Annotated in this window: 18 protein-coding genes and 1 pseudogene; 9 read left to right on the top strand and 10 right to left on the bottom strand. The window is 63.7% G+C overall.

Translation table 11 applies throughout. The features are described from left to right. Window positions 1-364 precede the first annotated feature (364 nt). The 4 genes from ACXIZN_RS25065 to ACXIZN_RS25080 all read right to left on the bottom strand — a co-directional run bounded on the left by ACXIZN_RS25065 (window position 365) and on the right by ACXIZN_RS25080 (window position 4568). The gene (locus ACXIZN_RS25065; protein ID WP_457957187.1) at window positions 365-1411 is read right to left on the bottom strand and encodes an LLM class flavin-dependent oxidoreductase; all 1047 of its coding nucleotides are present in this window, start codon (window positions 1409-1411) and stop codon (window positions 365-367) included. Next, window positions 1411-2949 carry an APC family permease gene (locus ACXIZN_RS25070; RefSeq protein WP_457957188.1) on the bottom strand — a complete coding sequence of 513 codons (1539 nt, stop codon included), beginning with the start codon at window positions 2947-2949 and terminating at the stop codon, window positions 1411-1413. Before ACXIZN_RS25070 ends, ACXIZN_RS25065 begins: the two co-directional genes overlap by 1 nt. A 144-nt stretch (window positions 2950-3093) precedes the next feature. Further along, window positions 3094-3789: a PDC sensor domain-containing protein gene (locus tag ACXIZN_RS25075; protein WP_457957189.1), complete on the bottom strand. Its 696-nt coding sequence runs from the start codon at window positions 3787-3789 to the stop codon at window positions 3094-3096. After that, window positions 3786-4568, bottom strand: a complete 783-nt coding sequence (locus tag ACXIZN_RS25080) for a FadR/GntR family transcriptional regulator (RefSeq protein ID WP_457957190.1) — start codon at window positions 4566-4568, stop codon at window positions 3786-3788. The genes ACXIZN_RS25075 and ACXIZN_RS25080 overlap by 4 nt, the downstream gene beginning before the upstream one ends. A gap of 124 nt (window positions 4569-4692) precedes the next feature. On the opposite strand from ACXIZN_RS25080, the gene ACXIZN_RS25085 reads away from it, so the two are divergent. The 6 genes and pseudogenes from ACXIZN_RS25085 (at window position 4693) to ACXIZN_RS25110 (ending at window position 11191) form a co-directional block, all read left to right on the top strand. Further along, a complete protein-coding gene (locus ACXIZN_RS25085) occupies window positions 4693-6141 on the top strand; it encodes a (Fe-S)-binding protein (protein ID WP_457957191.1) in 1449 nt (482 codons plus the stop codon). After that, complete coding sequence (locus tag ACXIZN_RS25090) at window positions 6101-7705, top strand: FAD-binding oxidoreductase (protein ID WP_457957192.1); 1605 nt, start codon at window positions 6101-6103, stop codon at window positions 7703-7705. Before ACXIZN_RS25085 ends, ACXIZN_RS25090 begins: the two co-directional genes overlap by 41 nt. Then, window positions 7702-8007, top strand: coding sequence for a hypothetical protein (locus tag ACXIZN_RS25095; protein WP_457957193.1), 306 nt, complete (start codon window positions 7702-7704; stop codon window positions 8005-8007). The genes ACXIZN_RS25090 and ACXIZN_RS25095 overlap by 4 nt, the downstream gene beginning before the upstream one ends. Continuing rightward, a pseudogene (locus ACXIZN_RS25100) lies at window positions 8007-9448 on the top strand (gamma-aminobutyraldehyde dehydrogenase). The gene ACXIZN_RS25095 and the pseudogene ACXIZN_RS25100 overlap by 1 nt, the downstream one beginning before the upstream one ends. Before the next feature lie 144 nt (window positions 9449-9592). Continuing rightward, window positions 9593-10777, top strand: a complete 1185-nt coding sequence (locus ACXIZN_RS25105) for a hypothetical protein (RefSeq protein ID WP_457957194.1) — start codon at window positions 9593-9595, stop codon at window positions 10775-10777. Between the two features lie 246 nt (window positions 10778-11023). After that, window positions 11024-11191 (top strand): hypothetical protein, encoded by a 168-nt coding sequence (locus tag ACXIZN_RS25110; protein WP_457957195.1) that lies wholly within the window; start codon window positions 11024-11026, stop codon window positions 11189-11191. Between the two features lie 110 nt (window positions 11192-11301). Here the strand turns inward: ACXIZN_RS25110 and ACXIZN_RS25115 are convergent, their stop codons facing one another. The 3 genes from ACXIZN_RS25115 to ACXIZN_RS25125 form a co-directional block, all read right to left on the bottom strand. Then, on the bottom strand, window positions 11302-11790 hold the full coding sequence (locus tag ACXIZN_RS25115; protein WP_457957196.1) for a CarD family transcriptional regulator: 489 nt from the start codon (window positions 11788-11790) through the stop codon (window positions 11302-11304). Window positions 11791-12270: 480 nt separating this feature from the next. Beyond that, window positions 12271-13044 carry a hypothetical protein gene (locus ACXIZN_RS25120; RefSeq protein ID WP_457957197.1) on the bottom strand — a complete coding sequence of 258 codons (774 nt, stop codon included), beginning with the start codon at window positions 13042-13044 and terminating at the stop codon, window positions 12271-12273. A 143-nt stretch (window positions 13045-13187) separates the two neighbouring features. Next, complete coding sequence (locus ACXIZN_RS25125) at window positions 13188-14117, bottom strand: DMT family transporter (protein WP_457957198.1); 930 nt, start codon at window positions 14115-14117, stop codon at window positions 13188-13190. A gap of 51 nt (window positions 14118-14168) precedes the next feature. On the opposite strand from ACXIZN_RS25125, the gene ACXIZN_RS25130 reads away from it, so the two are divergent. Continuing rightward, complete coding sequence (locus ACXIZN_RS25130; protein WP_457957199.1) at window positions 14169-14474, top strand: ArsR/SmtB family transcription factor; 306 nt, start codon at window positions 14169-14171, stop codon at window positions 14472-14474. Window positions 14475-15547: 1073 nt separating this feature from the next. Here the strand turns inward: ACXIZN_RS25130 and ACXIZN_RS25135 are convergent. Further along, window positions 15548-16702 (bottom strand): alpha/beta hydrolase, encoded by a 1155-nt coding sequence (locus ACXIZN_RS25135; RefSeq protein WP_457957200.1) that lies wholly within the window; start codon window positions 16700-16702, stop codon window positions 15548-15550. Window positions 16703-16835: 133 nt separating this feature from the next. After that, window positions 16836-17357 carry a DUF2076 domain-containing protein gene (locus ACXIZN_RS25140; protein ID WP_457957201.1) on the bottom strand — a complete coding sequence of 174 codons (522 nt, stop codon included), beginning with the start codon at window positions 17355-17357 and terminating at the stop codon, window positions 16836-16838. 195 nt (window positions 17358-17552) lie between these two features. Here ACXIZN_RS25140 and ACXIZN_RS25145 point away from each other — a divergent pair, with 195 nt between their 5' ends. Both ACXIZN_RS25145 and ACXIZN_RS25150 read left to right on the top strand, forming a co-directional pair. Continuing rightward, window positions 17553-18212 carry a response regulator gene (locus ACXIZN_RS25145; protein WP_457957202.1) on the top strand — a complete coding sequence of 220 codons (660 nt, stop codon included), beginning with the start codon at window positions 17553-17555 and terminating at the stop codon, window positions 18210-18212. Then, window positions 18209-19300 carry a sensor histidine kinase gene (locus tag ACXIZN_RS25150; RefSeq protein ID WP_457957203.1) on the top strand — a complete coding sequence of 364 codons (1092 nt, stop codon included), beginning with the start codon at window positions 18209-18211 and terminating at the stop codon, window positions 19298-19300. Before ACXIZN_RS25145 ends, ACXIZN_RS25150 begins: the two co-directional genes overlap by 4 nt. 28 nt (window positions 19301-19328) lie before the next feature. Here the strand turns inward: ACXIZN_RS25150 and ACXIZN_RS25155 are convergent, their stop codons facing one another. Next, the gene (locus ACXIZN_RS25155) at window positions 19329-19832 is read right to left on the bottom strand and encodes a hypothetical protein (protein ID WP_457957204.1); all 504 of its coding nucleotides are present in this window, start codon (window positions 19830-19832) and stop codon (window positions 19329-19331) included. Window positions 19833-20287: the final 455 nt, after the last annotated feature.

Below are 20287 nucleotides of genomic sequence, written 5' to 3' on the forward strand. Positions count from 1 at the left end.
CTGTCCGAACGCCTGCCGTATCGCAGAGTCGAACTGCGGACATGTTGTGCGTCAATTCCGCTGGGGGAAGATATTCGTCATGCCGAAACCATTCCGTTGGTCATCGACAGAGGACAGGTCTTTACGTCGGTTGTGCGCGACTGGGCTGCCCCGCATAGACCCGATCCGGTCGTCAACGGAAACGGCATGGCAGGCCCGGGGAATAGCTTGCACTAACCGGCTCATGGTGAGGCGGCGACAACTGCGCCGCCTCACCAATAGATGCTGCCTCGTCTTGAGGCCACGACCCGCGGGCAATCTCGCGCGTCATGCAACCCTGCTATCCGAAAACCCCGGTAGCCCTACCGCCTCATTGGACGAGCCCTCACACGAACGCAGGCATCACGTCGTCGTGCAGCAGCTGTAGTTGCTCCTCGACCGTAGCGACGCCAGGTATCTCACGTCCGGTGAACGCCTTTACCAGCGAGGCATCGGTGATCGCGGCGATGAGGTGGTTCACGCCGGCCGGCTCGATTGCCTTGATCTTCGTGATGATCTCGTCTGGCGTGCCCGCAAACGACAGTTTCTCCGCGATCTCGGGCGTGGTCAGCTCGATGCCCTTGGCGAGATCCCCACCCGCGATCGCGTCGATAATCGGCTTGAGGCTCGCCGGGTCGACGCCGTTGCGCTCCAGCTGCTCGGCCGGCATCGATGAGGCGTAGATGCCGACCATGCTGCGTGCGGCGTCCTTGGCTGCGGCCGAGTCGCGGCCGACCGCGAGTACGACCCAGGCACCGAAATCGAGCGAGGTCCAGTCCTTGTCAGCGCGCTCGGCGCCTATCCGCAGGTGCTTGGCGGCGTACTCGTAGGCTTCGCGGGTGTAGCTCAGCGCGTGGTGGCAGCCGTCGGAGTGCTCCGCCGACGCTTCGAAGGAGCGTGGCCCACGCATGGCACCCAGCTTGACCGGCACCCGTTTCTGAACCGGCCGTGCAAAGGTGAACAGCCCTTCGTACCTGAAGAACTCGCCGTCGAAGGTGATTGCGCCGTCGTCGAGGAAGGTGCGAATGACCTTCGTACCCTCGATGACGCGGGACAGCGGCTTCTGCTTGCTCCAGTCCATCTTGTACTGCGCGAGCAGGCCGAAGTTACCGCTGGAGAGCACGACCTCAGCGCGGCCGCCAGACAGCTCGTCGAGGGTCGCGGCGGCCTGGGCGATCAGCGTCGGCTCGCGCAGCACCACCGACGACACGCTTGGACCGAAGCGAATTCGCGACGTCTGCTGCGCCGCGGCGGCAAACAGTAGCCATAGGTCCTTATGCCACGTCTCGTCGGCGGCGTAGCAGGCGTGGAAGCCGAGCTCGTCGGCGAGCCGGATGGCGCGCAGCGACTCCTCGAGCGGGTAGTCCGGGAGCATGACATAGCTGAACTTCATTAGTTCTCCTCACTCCTCACGGTGGTGCGCGCGTCACGACTGATCGCCTGCAACCGGGTGGCCACTTCGATCGCGTCGCCCTCGGGGATGTCGCCGGATCGCCGGTCTGGCCGGCCGAGGAACAGGTAGAGCAGTCCGGAGCCGCCGACGACGCAGATTCCGACGGCCACGATCCAGCGGTCGAGGAACGCCTCAGCGTCAGCGGGCTGCAGCAACAGGATCATCGCGAAGATCCCGTAGGCCAGCGCGAGGATGTTCACGACGATCCCCCACCGGCCGAGGTTCCATACGCCAGCCGGGCGCCACCCCTTCAGGCGCTGGCGCAGGGCCGCCAGCACGACCGCCTGGAATGCCACGTAGATGCCCAGCACTGCGAACGCGGTAACGCGGGCGAGCGTGTCAGGGCGCCAGAACACGAACAGCGCGATCAGCAGCGGTACCACGCACACGACCAGTAGGGCATTGGTAGGCACGGCGTGGCGGGAAGAGACGTGCGCGAGCCAGCTGCTGACCGGCAGCATTCGATCACGCGCGAAGGAGTACAACAGCCGGCTGCCCGCCGCCTGCAGCGAGAGCACGCAGGAGATGAAGGCAACGACGGTGACCACGAGGAAGACCTTCGAACCAGCAGTGCCGAGCGTGCTCACCAGGATCGACGGGATTGGGTCGGCGTCATCGCCGGCGATGATGGACGGCAAGTTCGAGGCAGCCAGTACGTATCCGGCGTAGGAGAGGAAGCCGGAGATGCCGCCGACGAGGATCGTGAGGATCATCGCGACCGGGATGCGGCGGGCGGGGTCGGTGACCTCCTCGGCAACGTCACCGCATGCCTCGAACCCGTAGAAGAGGAAGAGCCCGGACAGCGCCGCAGCGAGGAATGTGGCGACGTAGGCGCCGTCACCGCCGGCGCCTAGGGTGTCGAAGAAGACCGAGAATGGCTGTACGCGCCGGAACAGCAGCAGGTACATCCCGAGTGCGATCACCCCAACTAACTCGGCCGCGAGCCCGATCCTGGCGATCCGGGCCAGGGAGCGGGTACCGCTGTAGTTGGCCGCGAACGCGACAGCCAGGAGGCCCACCACTGTCAGTAGCGTGACACCGGGAGTCGCCTCGATGCCAAACAGCGCGGCAACGAAGCCACTGCCGAACTCGGCGACGGAGGTGATTGTAACGATGACGGCCCAGATGTAGATCCACGAGACAATCCAGGCGTAGCGGCGGTTCCACAGCCGCCGCGTCCACGGGTAGATACCGCCTGCGAGGGGGTACTGCGACACAACCTCGCCGAAGACGACCGCCACGAACAGTTGACCGAGGCCGACGATCACGATCCACCAGATCGCCGGTGGCCCCCCAATGGTGAGGCTGTAGGCGAATAGCGAGTACACGCCCACCAGCGGTGACAGATAGGTGAAACCGAGGGCCATGTTGGCCCACAAACCCATGCTGCGCTCGAACTCGCCGGAGTAGCCAAGCGCGGCGAGTTGGGCTGCGTCGTCCCCTGTGTCGTCACGAGCGAGCGGTTCGGATCCGGACACCAGGCCTCCTCCATCCGCGACAGACAACGGCTGTGTTGTGCAACGGGTCACAGTAAACGCGGCTAAAACATATAGACTCAGAGTTCATATATCAAGCCCAGATGTTCGGTCGTCGCGACACTGCGGCCCCATCGGGACCTCGGGCTAGCGCTTGCCGACGTGCAGCCGCCAGGTGACGCCAACGATCGGAGTCCCTGGCCCGAGAAGCTCGTCCCCCACCCTTATCAAGTCGCCTACCAGCCATCGCGGTGTGGTCGATAGCACCACCCGGTCTTCGTCGTTGACCAGCAGGAATGGCTGCTCTGGGGCCCGCAGAAGGTGCAGGAGGTGGGACTCGAACACGCTCACCGGCACGTCAGCGCCGACCACTCCGAGGAATTCACCACCGGCCACGACCGGTCCCGTGAGCGTCAGGAGATAGCGCCCGGTGCCATGGACGTCCACGTACGGGCCCACGACGTGACGTAGTCCAGTGCGGCGCGGTATGTCGAACCAGTTGGTGGTGGTGTAGTCGTAGTAACCGAGGCTGGCCGGGCGCAGGTCAGGGTCGAGCTGCATTAGCCGGTCGGTGGCCGGGTCGATTTGCCACCACAGCAACCGCATCGGCAGGTCCAGCCGCGGGCGCGGTGCGGCGACGAGCCCAAGCCCGACCGCGATCTGCCCCGGCTTCCCCAGCAGGTCCCGCACCTGCTCGGCGATGGTCATGCTGGGGTCTGTATCGGTGAGCGCCCGCAGCGCCGCGATGCGCAGGAGGCTGACGGCCGCGAAGACTTGCTCGATTGCCCCGCTGATGACGGCGCCGATCCGGGAGGCATCGTCGGCTCGTGTCGCGCCGGTCACGAGACCTCCCGCCCTTCGACCCTGGGGACAGCGCCTGCCGTTGCCCGCCGCAGGTGCACCTCAATCTGCCAGCGGGTCCGCAGGTCGATCTGATCGCTGGCCAGTCGCCGCGCCCGATCGGCATTTCGGTCGGCGATGGCGTCGACCACGGCGCGATGGCTTGCGACGATCGCCTCGAGCATTCCGGGGTCGTGCGCGGGCGGCCAAGGCAGCTGTCCCAGCTCTAGGTGCAGCTCCATTTCCTGCATCGTCAACCGCACCGACTGTGCCGAGGCCGCGACCTCGATGTAGTACCGCCCCTCGGCGCGCCGCTGGCCAGTGAGAGATTGGGTGCACGCGAACCGATCGAGGATGTCGCGCAGCCGCGCGATCTCGGTGCGCGAGGCCCGGGCCGCTGCGAGTCCGGCCGCTGCAGCCGCGACAGCACCATGCACGTCCCCGAGTTCACGCAAGTCCGTGGTACCGAGCTGGGCGAGCCGCGCATCAGCTAGCTCGGTGAGTGCGTCGTCGCGGACGCGCACGAAGCTGCCGCCGCCTCGTCCGCGACGGGTCTCGACGAGTCCGAGGTTGCGTAGGTCGCCCAACGCCTCCCGGAGCGTCATCGTCGAGACTTTGAGCATGGTCGCTAGCTCGGCCTCCGCAGGGAGCTGCTCGCCATCGCCCAGCAGACCGAGCGCGACCGCGCTGCCGACCCGCCGCACCACAGCCTCGCTGCGCAGCGCACCGTCGTCAAGCGGGGCGAACACGGCGCGTCGTGCGTCGCCGCTCAGCAACTGCACCGCTCTACCTCCTTGCCCGATTAACGGGAAGTCTCCCATCTGACCACTTAGGCTATAACCATTGAAGTCATAGGTTTTGCTCGCTAGCCTGACCCCACGCCTGACCAGTGACGAGGAGCACCCTGTGACCCAAGTCCAGCCCGAGCGGCCGTCCGATGCCTTGTCCAAACCGTTCACCCCCGGGGACCCTGCGAACCCGCCGGAACTCGCCGAGTACCCAGAGACGCTCGCGAGCGCGGCCCCGGCACCACTTGCCGACGAGAAGACGGCCGCGTTCGTTGAGCAGTGGCGCAATGCCTCGTACAACTGTTTCTCCTCGGGCCACAAATTCTGCCGCGAGGTCTGTCCGGTCACGCAGGTCGAGCGCAACGAGTCGTGGACACCCACTGCGTTCCACGCGAATGTCGTCGCGATGGAACGCGGTGAGCTCGAGATCGCCGACGTCGCCGCCGACTACGTCAACTGCACTCAGTGCGGCGCCTGCGAGTTGCGCTGCCCGAACACGCTGTTCACCGGCGACTTCTACCGGTTCCGCACTCGCACTATCGACGTCGTCAAGGCCGTACGCACGCTCGCCGTCGAAAGTGGGGTACACCAGCCTGCGTGGAAGACGTGGAACGAGCGCACTGACTTGCGCACCCACGAACCGGTACTTGGCGAGACCCCCGTCGGCCAGGAGAACGTCCGGGACTGGGCCGCCGACCTGGACATCCCGATCGGCGGCGAGACCATACTGTTCGTCGACTGCGAGGCAGCGTTCTACCGAACCTCAGTGCCGCGCGCGGTGGCCCAGGTGCTGCAACTGGCCGGCTACGAGTTCGGGTTGATGCGTGAGCAATGGTGCTGCGGCGGCCCGGCGGCCGAGATGGGCTACGCAGACCAGGCAAAGCGGTTCGCCCGGCACAACCTCGACGACTGGCACGCCAGCGGCACGAAGCGGGTACTCGTACTCGACCCGCACGACTACATCAGCTTCACCGAGGACTACCCACGCTATTTCGGTGAAGAATTCGATATCGAGGTCGTGCTGGTGATCGAGGTACTCGCGCAACTGCTGCGTGAAGGGCGACTCACCCCGTCCATACCAGTCGACCGGGCGATCACTTATCACGACCCATGCCGACTCAACAAGCGCAAGGGGATCTGGCAGGAGCCGCGCGAGCTGCTGCGGGCCATCCCAGGTCTGCGGTTCACCGACGTCGACCGGGTAACGCAGTGGTCGTACTGCTCCGGCGGCGGGGGTGGGCTGCCGATCGAGAAACCCGAGCTCACAGCGAAGATCAGCGCTGCCCGGCTGGAGCATGCCGCTGAACTGGACGTTGACACGCTGGTGAGCGCGTGCCCGTGGTCCGAGCGACCGCTTTCGGAGGCGGGTGACGCGCACGACATCGACGTAGTCGACCTTCACGAGTTGTTCGCCGAGTCCCTCGGCATCACCGTGGGTGGCTCGAGGGGCGCGGTCGGCGACCAGCGGCTCGCACAGGAACGTGCTGGCCTGCCGGGCCAGGCCGCCCGGCGCAGCGGATGCGGTGGTGGCGGCTGCAGCGGTGGCTGCGGATGCGGAGGGCACTGAAGTGAGCGCCGACGTAAACGCCGACATGACGATCGGGACCGCCGCGGCCACCCGGGAACCGCTATCGCCCGAGCAGTTGGGAACGGTTGTCGCAGCACTGCGCGGGGTCCTCAGCGAAGATCAGATTCTCACCGCGAAGACCGACCGGTGGAACCGCGCGCGGGTGCCAGCCCCGTTTCCCGTGCACCGCTGGTCCGAGCGCGTGCCTGACGTCGTGGTGCTACCGACGTCGACGCAGCAGGTCGCCGACGTCGTGCGGATCGCTAACGACCTGCGTGTGCCAATCGTGCCTCGTGACGGCGGCACCGGCCTGACCGATGGTGCCGTTCCGTTGCGGCGTGGAATCGTCGTCGACGTCAAGAAGATGAACCAGATCCATGAGCTGGACCTGGTCAACCGCACCGTTACCGTCGGCACCGGCATCAATATGCTCAAGTTGAACGAGCGGCTGGCAGCACACGGACTGTTCTATCCAGACGACCCGGCATCGTATCCGTGCTCGCTAGTGGGCGGACGCATCGGCACGAGCGGCTGGTCGTTGATCGGCTCCCGCTACGGCCACACCCGCGACCTGGTATTGAGCTTCGACCATGTACTGCCGACCGGCGAGGTAATGCACGTCGGCGACGGCATCGGACAGAAGATCACCAAGTCCTCGAGTGGCTACCAGCTCAAGCAACTGTTCATGGGCCATCAAGGCACCCTGGGCATCGCCACGAAGGCCACGCTCAAGCTCTTCCCGAAGCCGGAGGCCGAGCTCTCGCCGTTCTGGGCCTTCGACAGCTACGACTCCGCCTATGCCTGTGTAGGGGCGCTCGCCCGCGCCGGCGTCGCCACGTTCGCTGGCGCCGTCCTGTTCGACGAGTACAAGGTCGCCTACCTCCGTCGAGACGATGAGGCATACATCCCGCAGCCCGCCGACGTCCGCGCGCTGGTGTGCTCGGTGATGTACGGCTATGAGGACGAGGTACGCGCAGGCGGGAAGCGGCTGTTCCGGATCGCGAAGGAGCACGGCGCCCGCTACCTCGGCGACGAGATTTCGCAGGGTGACTGGGCCGCCCGGCACGACCGCTACGCCACTCCTCTGCACGGCCGCACCAAGGCCGGCCAGGTGATCCCGATGTCCTGGCACTGCGAGGACGCGGCCGTCAACTACTCCGAGATCCCCGCTGTCACCAAGGCGTGGCACGAAATCGTCGCCGACTTGCGCCGCCGCACTGACGTTTTCGACGACTGGGGCATGTTCACCTACACCTCCGGCAACACCGGAATCGACTACCTCACCGAGATCGACGTCGGCATCTGGGAGCAGCAGCTCGACGACGACGCCTGGACCGCATGGGTGCAGGCCAAGAAGAAGCTCGCCGCGGTCGCGATCGCACACGGCGGCTCAATTAGCGCCTGCCACGGTTCCTGCCGGGAGGGCGAGGTCGACCTCGTCCCTGAAGAGCTTGGCCGAGGCTTCGACGTAATGCTCGACATCAAACGAGCACTGGACCCGAACAACGTCATGAACCCGGGCAAGTACCTGCTGGACCGGGCCTACGGAGGGAATCCGGGATGACCGCCGAGCAGCCACGCGGGGCCGCACCCACCGCCGCGTACCGCTACGCCCAGCAACACACCCCGCCGGAACCGGCGCGAGTGAGCGAGGTGGCGGTGACGACGTTCGAGCACGTGTACGAGGTCGATCCCCGGCTCATGCAACAACACGTGCTTCAGCAGGTGTTCCCCAACTGGGACACGCTGCGGATTATGCATAGCCGCCACGACCACCTGGCTTGGATGCACCGGCACTTCGCGCACAAGGTGGTCACCGGCTCCGAAATCCTGGCCGAGGTCGAGTCCGAGGGGAACCACGAGTGATGGAGACGCAAACGTACCGGAACTTCGTCGGAGGCGAGCACGTCGACACCGTCGACGGCCGGGTGACAGACCTCGTTGACCCATCCACCGGCGAGGTGCTCGGCACAGCGGCAGTGTCGGGCCCCGAGGACATCGACCGGGCCTACAAAGCCGCGAGCACCGCATTCGAGACCTGGCGCCACACGACCCCAGCCGAACGCCAGCTGGCACTGCTGAAGCTCGCCGACGCGATGGAGGAGCACGCCGGCGAGCTCGTCGCCCTCGAGAGTCGCAACACCGGTAGGCCGCTCGGCCTGATCGCGTCCGAGGAGATCCCACCGATCGTTGACCAGATCCGCTTCTTCGCTGGGGCGGCACGCACTCTGGAGGGCAAGGCCGCTGCCGAATACATGGCTGGGCACACGTCGTTCGTCCGGCGTGAGCCGATCGGCGTGGTCGGCCAGATAACACCCTGGAACTACCCGCTGATGATGGCGGTCTGGAAGGTCGCGCCCGCAGTCGCCGCCGGCAACACCGTGGTGCTCAAGCCCAGCGACACCACACCAGTAAGCACGCTCCGGCTGGCCGAGTTGGCCGCCGACGTCCTTCCAGCCGGCGTGCTCAACGTAGTCTGCGGCGACCGCGACACCGGCCGCGCGCTCGTCGAGCATCCAACCCCACAGTTGGTGGCGATCACCGGCTCGATGCGGGCCGGTATGGACGTCGCCGGGACAGCGGCCCGCGACATCAAGCGAGTCCATCTTGAGCTCGGCGGGAAAGCACCCGTCGTGATCTTCGACGACGCGGACATCGAAGCCGCGGCCGAAGCCATCGCCGTCGCCGGCTACTTCAATGCCGGCCAGGACTGCACCGCCGCGTCCCGAGTGCTCGCCAGCCCACGAATCCACGACGACTTCGTCGCTGCACTCACGGAACAAGCCCGGGCGACATCCACCACGTACGCCAACGGTGCTGGCGACGAAAAGGCTCTTGTCCCGCCGTTGACAACGCCAACCAGCTCGCCCAAGTCACCGGGTTCCTGGAGCGAGCACCCGGACACGCCGAGATCACCATCGGCGGACACCGGCAGGGGGACCGCGGGTTCTACGTCGAGCCCACCGTGGTGACCGGACTCCGCCAGAACGACGAGATGGTGCAGCGCGAGGTGTTCGGACCGGTGATCAGTGTGCAGCGCTTCACCGACGAAGACGAAGCAGTTCGCTGGGCCAATGACGTGGAGCTGGGCTTAGCCTCCAGCGTGTGGACGAAGGACTTCGGCCGGGCTATGCGGATGGCCAAGCGCCTCGACTTCGGCTGCGTGTGGATCAACACGCACATTCCGCTCGTCGCGGAAATGCCGCACGGTGGCTTCAAGCACTCCGGATACGGCAAGGACCTCTCGCTCTACGGGTTGGAGGATTACACCAGGGTCAAGCACGTCATGGCAAATATTGACAGCTGATCCATCGGCACAGTTAACACGTTGCCGAACCAACGGCGGACCGGGAACGCCGAAGCACGTTATGACCCGACCATTGCGTGACCTGCTATTCGCAGAATAGTCCGAGAATTTGAGCGATGGGTCTTATTGGACGAGGAGTAGACAATGGTTGACACCGCGACAATGACGACAGCGGAAGCGAACGAGATCCGGGAGCGCAATCTCGGACTGATCGAGAAGTATCTGGGGAGAGAGGGCATCGCGTGGTGGGATAAGGGAGCTGATGAGGCGGGCTGGTTCGCCGACGACTTCCTCTATCAGCTCCCGTGGGCACCGAGAGGGATGCCCGTCACCTATGCCGGTAATGATCGCCGCGAGTACTTCAAGCTTTTGAACTCTTGGCTCAAGCACTACGAGGTGAAATGGCAGAAGATCAGCCCCCTGATCGATCCTTACGCCTTCTGGGTTGAGTACTACGCCACGGGAGAGAGCGCCTGGGGCAAAGGCGGCCCCTACGAGCAATACGAGATCGTGTTCATGCGACTGGACAAGCAAGGCCGCCTAGCCCGCTGCGTGGAGTATTTCAACCCGGTCAACTGGTGGGTCGCAGCCGGAGAGCCAGAACCCAGGTTCGACTACAACATCGATCGACTACGAAACGGACTCCAGCCCGACATCCGCCCAGAGGAAGACTACTCCCTTCGTCACTATATCGAATGGCGGAAAAACCAGGATGCAATCGATGAAGCGACGGCCGCTAACCTCAAGGGCATGAGCACTCAGGAGATCAGCGATATCCGGGAGCACAACAGGAAGCTACTAAAAAAGTACCTCAGTGCCGAAGCAGCAGGCATGCCCTGGTGGGACGAGCGCCGCACCCCAGGAGCCGACTATCACTCCGAGAACCACTTCACTGAGACGCCCATATCCGCTCCAGGCATGCCCTTAAAGCACGGACCGGGGCACTGGCAGAAGGATAATGAATGGCTTGCCCGAACCGTCATGAGCTTCGACATCGCGGTGGAGTGCTTCTACGACATGGCTGACCCCTACACCTTCTGGTACGAGTACTGCGGTGAGGGCAACATGACCTGGGGCCAGGGCGGCAACTACTCGGTGTGGGAGGTCGTCTTCGTCCGTCTCGACAAAGACGGCAACATGTCGCGCCACCGCGAGTCCTACGACCCCTCAAGGCTCCTTGAGACGGCCGGATCTTGGAAACTGCCCGTCTGCGACATGAACGAAGAGCGCAAACGACATGGCCTGGCGCCGCACGACCAGTACGTCGACGTCATGGAGAACTACGTCCAGCAACGCATCGCCGACGCGGCCCGCGGCATTCAACTCTGACCAGGAGCTTCCTGTAAGTCATCGGAGCCAGAGCACGATGGCGGCGATGGTGAGTTCGGCCTGGTGACAGGTGGCGCGTTCGGCGTAGGGAGTAGCCAGTCACGGAACAACTTGAGCCGGTTGAAGCACCGCTCGACCACGTTGCGCGACTTGTAGACCTCGGCATCAAAGACCGCTGGTCGCCCGCCGCGGGAGCCCTTGGCCGCGCGGCGGGCAACCTGATCGTCCGCTCGAGACTGCCGGAAGGTGATCCACCGCTCCCGCATCGCCTCGCGGCTCAAGAGATGCGAATACGCCTTGTTCGCGATCACCGGTCGCTGGCCGGCACCGCGGACGCCCCGGCCCGGGACGGGCGACGCTGATGCCATCCAGCAACTGCACCGCCTGCCGATTGTCGCCCGCCTGATCGCGTGAGCAGAAACCGTATCGGCAAGCCACCGTCCCACCGAGATCGACCCGACTGCGGTGGCGTTCACGCACTGACTCCCGCCCCACTTCTGCGCCCACGTCCACGAGAAAGGACTCTATCCACGCCCCTTCGCCGCCGCGAAGATGAGTTCCTCGACTGCTGTCTCCGATACCCCATCCAAAGCCAGCGCAATCTCGGCAACTAAGCGTGTCCGAGCCGAGCGCAGCATCTGCCCCTCCGCCGTCACGTTGCTCGAAACCCCGCGCCGGATCAGTTCACGGACGATCACGACGAGGTCCTGCAACCGTCCTGTACTCAAAAGCGCGGAGAGATCCTTTATTCGGCGGGACCACTGTGCTTCCAGCGGGATGCTCGGCCCACGTAGTTCCGCGAAGACCTCTTCAACCTCAGCCGGCGAGAGCATCGACCGAATACCGACGTCACGAACCCGTTCGACAGGAACCTCGATGCGTAAATCCTCACCGACAGCGACAAGCCGCAGGTACTCCGCTGGTTCGTCCTTCAGTACGCGGCTGCCAATCGACTCGATCCTCACCGGACCGTGAAACGGGTGAACAAGAAGCAGGCCCTCATGGAAGGTCACGACTACCTCAGACTGCCAGGAACACCACGTCTGACATCTCACGAGAAGCCGCAAACTCCTCGCCGACGGACCGACCCGCCCGAAGGCGAAGCAAGGTCACGGGACGTGATCCGGCGGACGGTCCGGCCGAACCACACCCTGCAGAAGCGGTACAGCCTTATTCTATCAGTCGATTGGACCTGTCCGCCGTCATTCCATCGGAGTGACGACAGACACACTGGACTCGGTCACCGACCTGTGCAACAACTGACTCCCGTGACTGCACGTCGACGACTCCTGCGGAGTTCCTACTACGAGGAGAGCGCGAGCCTACGGCGAGGTTGCGCCCGCGGACTCGATCACCGTCGACCCATACAAGCTAGTGTTTGTTCCCTGGAGGTCGACTTCCTACTGGTACGCGATACCACCCGGCTGCGCATTTGCCTCCATGGACATGGTTAGCAACCGTTTCTGATAGGTAGCAGCAACGTCCGCTGCAGGTCACATTGCTCGGCCTGCTGACCCGTGCCGCTGGAAGGCCAAATAGGCGGGTACTTGACGGGCGTGCACGTCGTCAAGGTATTGCTTGACCCATTCGTAGTCTGGGTTATCGGCTGCCAGGTAGTAAGCAGCATTGTCGTCGATGTACGGTTTATCCCGCGAACGCAGATTAAGGTTGAGACTGATTCGATGGCCGGTAGCTATAGGTTCGGTTCGATGAAGTACCCGCATGAGCTGCGCTAGCGTGGTTGCGCCGATGCGGTGCGGGATGGACACGAGGTCTGAGAGAGTGTCGCCGGCCTGGAGTTTACTGAGGCCAATCTCGTAGTCTCCGGAGTAGATCTGCAGGCCGCCGCCGGTAAGGTCGTGGATTTCCAACGGGATGATCTCTGTAACTGGCACACCGTCGGCGTGCCAGTCAATGGCACCATCACTGGACGCTGCGCCCATGAAGGTGATTGTGGAAGCGATAACCGAAATGGGATACGGCTCGAGGACGGTTCCGGCCAGTTCGCTGAGCGAGTCGAGACGTCCTGGGTAATAGACGAGTTCTAAAATTTCGGGGATGTGGACGTGTGCCTGCCGGATGTAGCGCAGGTTGAGATGACGCTTGGCGCTAACCTCTTCCTTCATAGCGACTGCTTTTTGGCAGATGATATCAAGAAGCTCTGGGTCGTAGCGATGGTCTTGTTGGACGACTCCTAGGTCTGAAACCTGCCAATGTGTCTCTTTGCCGATAAGCTGCTTTCGGCTTGCCCGGTAATAAGTGGTCACGATTGAATCTCCCCCTCGACGACATCCATGCGTCGGGATGACGTCAGGTCGTTCGCTTCGGGTGCATCTCGAACAATGTCCGATCATGATGCAAGTGCTTCTACGGCAAGGTTGGAAGGGTTACCGCAGCAGAACAACACTGCTCAACGTGCGGCGAACTGCGTTCTGAGAGTGAGGTATCCGGTGACTGCAGTGCATCCGAGCACAAGTCCGATACCGACGAGTTCAGAGGCGGAGAGCGCAGTCTGAGTGCCAATAACGACAAGGGCGACCGTGGAAATTGCTGGCGTGAGGTAACCGAGTGTCGCGATCCAAACCGGCTGGCCACGTGCATTTGCAAATGTCCACAAGATGTAACCGGCCGCCATCGGCACAGAGCCGATGTAGATCGGTTGCAGGAGGTCCTCCCACTGCGGCCACGGCATCGAGGCGGCTAGCGCGATGACCAGAAAGACGCCCGCCCCGGTAGCCACAGCTGGCAAAAGTGAGCCAACTATAGGCAGGCGCATACGCCCGGCCGCAATGGTGTAGCAGGCCATACAAAGTGCCGACCCCGCCGCGAAGAGGTAACCCAAGGCCGCGTTGTTCCCGACATCGGTAGCGGCACTGCGATCGAGCATGAACCAGACACCGACGAGGCCGCTGCCGACGACCGCGAGGTAGAGCCACGGCCGCGACATGCGAGTAGTGAACACACACCATAACGCCACCAGGAGTGGCCAGCTATAGGCCAGCAGGTTAGCTTTAACTACTGGCGCGTAGGTAAAGGCCATGACTTGAAGCCCTGCCGTACCGACGACACCGATGACGCCAACAACGAATGGTGCCGGCCGAAGCCTGAGCCGAAGCCGCACGCCTCGGGCCGACACCATTCGCCCGCAGTCGCCTTCCTCCACGATCCCACTCCCCTGGACCAGGCCGACGACGGCGAGCACCACGCTGGCGGCCGCGAACTCCAGCGCAAGAAACTGAGTGGCGTTCATGCTGGCTAGCGCATTGCTTGCTACCACAGCGTTGGTCGCCCAGGCCATGACTGCAGCACATCCTGCGCCGAGCGCAACACGTTGGAACATGATGCAGGACAGTAGTTGTCCACTTAGCTCATTAGCAAGTAAGCTAAACGGGTGGAAATTCATGAGGTGGGGGCGGCACTGTCCTCTGAGGTGCGTGTCAAGTTCCTGATGTGGTTGAAGGACCCGGATGAACATTTCGAGTCGCGGCGCGAAGGGGACCTGAGCGAGCATGGCGTCTGCTTGTCGCTACTTGCCGAGAAGGCAGGCATCGCTATGCCCACTGCGGTCCGCCATCTGGAACGGCTGAAGCAGATCGGCTTTGTAAGAACCACCAAGGTGACGCCGTACAACTTCCACGCCCGCGACGAGACTGCTATCGCAGCTGGCTTGAGACTGCTCGAGCGCTTGGCGAGGTAGGTCGCCACGTCAGCAGGGCCGTGACGAGGCTGTCTGTGCGGCGATAGGCCCGCGCACGGCCGGTTACCCGGTTCGGCGATCACCGAACCGGACCGCCGTGCGGCGCTTCGTCGTGCCGTTTTCATCAGCCCGGCCCTGATCTCGGTGTGCTGTTACATGACAGAAGGATGAGACATCTCATGCAGCGTTATCTGCCTGGTGACTGGCCGCTGAAAGCTTCCTTTCGCCTGAGATATGTAGCGCTGGCATACGCGCGACTGCGCGGGTTTACCATGGTGAAGGCGACCAGCTTGCCAAACCAGAGTTGTCACCGAGTCCGACGATCGCCATATGTGGTGCTGGTGCCTGGGCAATGGCGGGAAAGGGCCTCGTGCCGGGTGAGGACCTTCAACGGCTCACGAGACGTCCTCTTCGTGTACACGTGGCGTCTGCACGACGCGAACGTCTTCCTGGCATCGGCGATCTGTTCTCCGCAGGCGCTGATGCGCACAGAGCTGACGCGAAGGATCAAACGGACATCTCGCCTCGAGCGAAGCTGGCCAGCCTCGCACCAAGTCGCAATTTACAGCGCATTGAATGCGGGCAAAGTCGCTGACACGCACGGGATTCAATGGCGGTGCGAAGGCGTGTTTGTTACAGACCGACCCGCCCGCGTGCGGGACTGGCGCGCGCAGCTCGACGATCTACTGCATCGAGAGCTGGAGTCAATTGACCCTGCCTGCGATGAGGCCCATGAGTGAGACCTCTTCAGAGACCTGCTTTCCGCCCGACGGCTGCCGTAGTGACCCTAAGATGTTCGGTGCAACTCCTCCCGCACGAAACTACAGTTGCTGACCGCCCAGGAGGTCCGTGTGGAGGACGCTGAACTCAAGAGACCAGGTCGGAGGCCGGATGCGTCCGAACCGCATTGCTGGTCGCGTGGGTTGAGGCTGGACGGCGGTGTTGCTCGGAGCGTAGCTGCCGAATCCAACGGCCGCGCGCACTGCGCCCGCTCGCGCCACTAACGTCAACGCTTACAACGGCAAGGTCGCCGATCATTCTCTGTGTCAGATTGCCAATGGCAGTCCATGTCCTTACGCGTGGCCACGTTTGAAGACCTGGTCGGCAAAGGCGAGTAGGTAGGGCAAGGCGGCGCGGGCCGTGTGCCAGGTGTGGTTGTAACCGCGCTGTAGGTGGACGACAGCGCCTTGCCCGCGAGCGTGGAGTGCGTCGGCGATGCTGTGTGCAGTGGTGATATCAGCGGGGGCACCGGTTCCGGCGGTGAGGATGGTGGCGACCGGGGCCGGGAACGGCATGGTGGACAGGTAGTCCCGCGGCGTATTGGCGGCGACGAGTGCGCGGTCTCCGCCGAGCAACGTCTCGTTGGTTGTGGTGTCGTAGGGCATCGTGAGCAGAAGCGCACTGAATTTGTCGGTGTGATGAAGGCCGATATTCAGGGCGGCGAACGCGCCTCCGGACATGCCGCCCAGCGCCCGATGGGTGCGTTGGGGCACGGTTCGGTAGTACCGGTCAATCGTGGTCACCACCGTTTGTGCCAAGTAGGTTTCCAGGCGAGGACCGCCCGGGAGGTCGAGCCCGTCCATGTCTCGTCCGGGTTGGCCTGCGGTGAGGTCCACGGACACCACGATCATCGGGGCGACGGCACGGTGTTTGTAGACCATACGCAGGGTCCCAAGCGCATCACCCGCGCTGAGCCAGTCCTCGGGAACCGCAGGAAAGCCATGCACAAGGTAGATGACGGGATAGCGTCGGTTGCCGTTGACACGGTCGTGGTAGCCAGGAGGAAGCAGTACGAACGTTCTCCCTGTCGGCACAGCGTTGGGAGGATCCGCGATGTCGTGACGCTCGAGGATCGGCGTGTGGGCGTCGAACGGCCTGGCGAGGCCGGCTTGCTGGGGCTGGGAGTCGGTGGATCCATCGTCGATCATCTCGCCGAGCGCTCGCAGTGGCCCGCCGCCGCGCTGGAGCAGGAGCGCAAGATCTCTAGGCGTGCGGATGTAGCCGACGTAGCTGTTGGTGGCGGTGATCGCGCCAAGTAGTAGGCAGCCCAGCATGGCCGCGATGGCACTTCGGCGTACGCCGGTACGGCGGCGGAACCGGAAAGCGAGTACTCCGGCGGCCACGGCCAGCGACGCGAAAGTGCACCATATCCAGGGCGATTCCAGCGTCCCGGCTGCTTGGGCGTATTCGGTGACTTCGGGAGGGAGTACGGGTACAGAGACGCCCATCGAAGCTCCTTCGGTTGGCGGCCGTGGTGTCGGGCCGGCGGCGGCTCGGGGTATGGGACTGAGCCGCCGCCGGGTTGTACCGACTACAGCCGCTACGCGGGGATGACGTCAGCTGCCGTCGGTAGTTCGAGGGTCACCACTGATCGTCGCCGTCCTGGTCCGTCCAGCCGTCCTGGCCGCCGTCGCCTTGGTGCGGTTGTTCCCCGGCGGAGGCTTCGTTTCCGCTAAATGCTCCGGTGAGCCCTCCAAGCAGTAGCCCGCCGCCGGCGACACCGGCCGCTGCTGCGGCGGCTGTCTTCAGGAACCCGCCCGATCGACCTTGTGGTGCCTCTGCGAACGCCGGCCCGGTGTCGCGGCCGCGGCCGAACATGCCCGACAGAAAACCGCCACCGGGCGGCGCCGGAGCTGCCGGCCCTGGCCCATATTGTTCCGAGTAACTGGTGGAACGCTCTGTGAGCTCGGCGATGCGTGCCTTAGCATTGCGGAGAGCGTCCTCCTGCATCAGGACAGCTCCCACCAGTAGGTAAAGCACGTCGGCTTGGCAGGCGATCTGCTTGGTGATCAGGTCGGCAACCTCTGGATCCTTATACACCGGCTGGGCATGACGTAGCCGGTCGGCAAGGTTCAGGATGAGCTGCCGGTCATCGTATTCCACAGGATCTCCCTTCCTCTGTCACCATGCTGGGCGCAGCCCGGGACCACCGGCACCGGTGACCCGGCCGGAACCGTCCGCCGGGTGGCTGCCCGTGACCAACCGGTCGGCGGGCCGCAGGTCGCCGAGCCACGGGTGGCGGGCTCACGCCTATAGAGGCGACACTGAGGCCGTACGATGCCGGGAGGGTTTCGAAACATGGTTCGGGTGGTCGTCGTCGATGACGAAGAGCTGGTGCGGTCGGGGTTCCGGCTCATCTTGGAGGCCGCAGGCGATATCGAGGTCGTGGCGACGCCGACCGGGGCGGAGGCGATCAAGGAGATCGGGCTGCACCAGCCCGACGTCGTATTGCTCGACATCCGCATGCCTGACGTGGACGGACTGACGATCCTGCGGCAGCTCCGCCGACATAAGAATCCACCCGTGGTGGCGATGCTGACGACATTCGACTCCGATGAATACATCGCGGTCGCGCTGCGCTCAGGCGCGGCCGGGTTCATCCTCAAGGACACCGCACCCGACCAGCTGGCCCAGCTGGTGCGGACCCTCGCCCTCGGCGGGGTCGTTCTCTCACCAAAGGTGACCCGGACGGTGGTCGACGGCTACCTCGACTCGGGTGCGGGCTCAGCCGCGGCAAGCCAGGTCAGCCAGCTGACCGAACGCGAGAGCACCGTGCTGGCGCTCCTCTCGGAGGGCATGTCGAACACAGAGATCGCAGGCCATATCCACCTCAGCGTGGGCACGGTCAAGGACCATGTCAGCGCTATCCTCACCAAGCTCGGCGTCGGGAATCGCGTACAGGCAGCACTCGTGGCCCAGCGCGCCGGTCTGCTGGACAGCCGGGAAACACCGTTGTGAACCGGTTCCCGCCCTGGCTCACCGACAGCGGTCTGATCGCGCTCGCAGGAATCGAGGCAGTCCTCAACAGGCCCGACAGCCCGCTGAGCGTCGCCGCCGCAGCGGTGGCGGTCGGTGCGCTCGCAGCCCGCCGCTACTGGCCCGTCGCGGTGCTTTTACTGACACTTCCCGCGGTGGCTTCCGCAGGTTCGGTGATCGCTACACTCGTCGCGCTCTACTCAGTGGCAGTTCGCTCACGCTCGTCCAACCGTTACTTGCTCGTCGGCTGTGGGATTCTCACCACGGTCGGTTACATCTTTCCTGGCCTTGAATTCGATTTTCCTCGCTCCGACGTCCTGCTCGTCGTGATCTACTCGATCATGTCCGCCGCCGCACCCATCTTCTTTGGGCGCCTCGTGCATGCACGTCACGAGCTCGCACTGCGCCTGGAGGACATCCGGCAAGCAAGAGAACATGAACGCCAGCTGGACGCGCAGGCGGCACTCGCCAAAGAACGCAACCAGCTCGCCCGTGAGATGCACGACGTGGTATCACATCAAGTAAGCCTGATTGCGGTACAAGCGGGCGCCCTCAAAGTCAGCACCTCCGACCCTGCTGCGAAGTCAGTGGCCGAGCAGGTTCGGCAACTGTCAGTCAATACGCTTGATGAACTCCGACACATGGTGAACCTGCTACGGGCGTCCGGAACGCAGGCCACCGAACTCACACCGCAGCCGACACTGTCGGATCTGGAACGACTGGTGACCGGCAGTGGGATCGAAGCACAAATAGTTGGTTCCGTTCCGGCCGGATTCGATTCGGCGATCCAGCGCACGATCTACCGCACTATCCAAGAAGCACTGACGAATGTACGCAAACACGCGCCCGGCAGCACGGCCACGGTCGAGTTCGCCTACGACGACGAGCTCACCGTGACCGTGACCAACTCTCCGCCTACTATGCCGACGCTGGACCTCCCAAGCGCCCGGCACGGACTCGTCGGCTTGCAGGAACGCGCGGCATTGCTAGGCGGATCGGTGACTGCCGCACCGATGCCCGTCGGTGGTTTCCGGTTGAAACTGTGCCTACCACTCACGAACATCCGCTAGAAGAAACCGATTTCCTGTCCGATGCGGATCATGCGGTGCCGATCCAGTAGAGCGGATTGACCCCCTCGTAAGAAATCTTGATGGTGACCTCAGCCGGGTTGACCGGTAGTGCCACGACGATCGCGAACGAGTGGTCCATGCTGGGCAGGACGTCGGCGGAGAGCTTGTCCCCGACGTTCTTGGCCGCGTCAGTGATAACCACCGCAGCGACACCGTTCGTAGTTGCCGCGAAGGCGAATGACGAAGCCCGCAGGGCAATCTTGCTGGTGTTCCGAATAGTAATTTTGAACTTCGCACCGCGCGCCAGCTCTTTCAAACGCTGCGGATCAGCGGGCAAGTCATAGCTTGTTGGATTGGCGACAGAAATGACGCCACGCTTACCCGTCCGCTCCTCTCCGAATTTCATAACTTGCGGAGCCTCGCTTTCCCCTGGGCTACTCGGAGCCACAGAGGACGACTTGCTCACCTGGCCGCCACATCCAGTCAAAATCAGGCAGCCAGACACGATGACGGAGACTATGATGCGTCGCATGAATTCTCCTATGACACCTGGACTTTGCCTCGGTTCAACGTATTCGGATCACAGTGCCGACTTCATCGGACTGCTGGCAATTCTTAACCGTCAGGTAACTGGAGAGCGCCAGCCGGTCGGCCGGATTTTACCCCTCCGCGCGACTGCGACTATCGTCGTCAACCGAGTACGGACAGGTGGGAGGGCACAATTGATCCGGGTGGCAATAGTCGATGGCGGACGCTGATCCGCTTCAACTTTCAGCTGACCCCTTTCACCAATGGGGATATCGAGATCGTCACCACCACAGGAACGTCACCGCGGCGGCGAGATCACCCGGTACCGGCCAGACATCCGCTAGGCCCCTGACCAACGTCCCATATGGAGTGGACATCGGCGGAGGACTTCAATCTATCGGCGAAGCCCTCCCAGTCGAGGGCGGAATGCTAGATCGACGGTCGCTCAAAGTCCCAATG

This window comes from Amycolatopsis sp. TRM77291 (assembly GCF_054166285.1).

Excerpts from the sequence above, each read along its gene's own strand:
- ACXIZN_RS25145 (WP_457957202.1), top strand. The coding sequence starts at position 17,553 with ATGGTTCGGGTGGTCGTCGTCGATGACGAAGAGCTGGTGCGGTCGGGG.
- ACXIZN_RS25155 (WP_457957204.1), bottom strand. The coding sequence starts at position 19,832 with ATGCGACGCATCATAGTCTCCGTCATCGTGTCTGGCTGCCTGATTTTG.
- ACXIZN_RS25105 (WP_457957194.1), top strand. The coding sequence starts at position 9,593 with ATGGTTGACACCGCGACAATGACGACAGCGGAAGCGAACGAGATCCGG.
- ACXIZN_RS25095 (WP_457957193.1), top strand. The coding sequence starts at position 7,702 with ATGACCGCCGAGCAGCCACGCGGGGCCGCACCCACCGCCGCGTACCGC.
- ACXIZN_RS25065 (WP_457957187.1), bottom strand. The coding sequence starts at position 1,411 with ATGAAGTTCAGCTATGTCATGCTCCCGGACTACCCGCTCGAGGAGTCG.
- ACXIZN_RS25125 (WP_457957198.1), bottom strand. The coding sequence starts at position 14,117 with ATGTTCCAACGTGTTGCGCTCGGCGCAGGATGTGCTGCAGTCATGGCC.
- ACXIZN_RS25135 (WP_457957200.1), bottom strand. The coding sequence starts at position 16,702 with ATGGGCGTCTCTGTACCCGTACTCCCTCCCGAAGTCACCGAATACGCC.